1 protein-coding gene is annotated in these 1,203 nt (G+C 38.6%); it reads right to left on the reverse strand.

Annotated features, from left to right (window positions below):
- Positions 1-45: 45 nt before the first annotated feature.
- Positions 46-1,203: Cj0814 family flagellar-dependent secreted protein (locus F3G91_RS10160; protein ID WP_223227878.1), on the reverse strand; the 1,158-nt coding region annotated here is incomplete at its 5' end.

Raw genomic sequence — 1,203 nt, forward strand, 5'->3', positions numbered from 1 at the left:
TGTGTTGCTAGGTCCGTTTATGCTAGTTATCATTTTAACTCCCCCTTACGCCTTTATATCAACATCTCTTTTTATACCAAGCATATCTACTAGATATTTTCCAGCTGGGTTTTCGTTTAGCTCTTTTACTAAATTTAAAGGCGGCATGCTAAATTTTAAAAAGCTATCCATAAAGTCTTTGCTCTTTTTGCCATCTTTATCTATCTCACCAAAGAGTAGCTTTAGCATTTTTAGATTATGCTCCATCATCTTTTTAAATGATAGTTCGTCTTCTTCATATCCCCTACGTCTATCTTCAGGAGTGCTGACAAAGCCACTTTGTAAGTCGATATAGACAAAGTCTCTTTTAGACCTAATATGATCTTGCATATATTTAGGCATGCCAGCTATATCGTTATCAGTAGCATTTATAAAGCCAGGTCCAAATTTCATCTCGCCCATTAGATCAAACAGCTCAAATGCCCTATTAAATTCTTTGCTATCTATGCTCTTATCGTAGCCTTCTCTTTTGCCTTTTGCGGTTGTCTCGCCCTCTCTTACATCAAGGTTGTTGTTTATAACGGCTGCTATAAGTCCGCCTTTAGTTATTGAGCCGTCTTTATTAGTGTATTTCTCTCCATGCGGATCGATAAAAACACCACTGCCTACACTCTCTTTGCCGCCATTGTTATTGTTAAAGATATCTGTTGTTGGCTTTAGTGGCTGCCTGCCATCTCCACCATTAAAGCTTGGGTTGAAAAAAAGCGTGCTTATCATCTGCTTATTTGACTCTTTGCCGTTAAAATCAGCCGCAGCCGAGCCAAATTCATGAATGGAGTTATGGATTTTAGTTACTTGCATACTTTGGCGGTTATAAGAAAAGCCTTGAGGGAAATTTCTTATCTCGTCTAAGCTAAAGCTATCTTTTGAGTTTAGTGTGTCTTCGCCAACTACTTGGGAGAGGATTTTGTAGGCATTATTTACGGTTTTTAGTATATCGATGCTGTCAAAAGTCCTTTGCATATAGTCAGACTGCGTCTCTATCCTTACTAACGACTCCAGCGTGCTTGAGTGAATTTTATAGTCACTTGGGATGCCAGCTTGCTTATTAAACTCATCTGTAAAGTAGCCATCCTTATCTACCTTGTAGCCTAAAACTAAAGAGCTGGTTTGGTTGGTGGCAACTTTGGTTGATACCTTTATGTTCTGCTCTAAATTTAAGGG

The sequence above is a fragment of the Campylobacter concisus genome, assembly GCF_902460715.1.
GTDB lineage: Bacteria > Campylobacterota > Campylobacteria > Campylobacterales > Campylobacteraceae > Campylobacter_A > Campylobacter_A concisus_AK.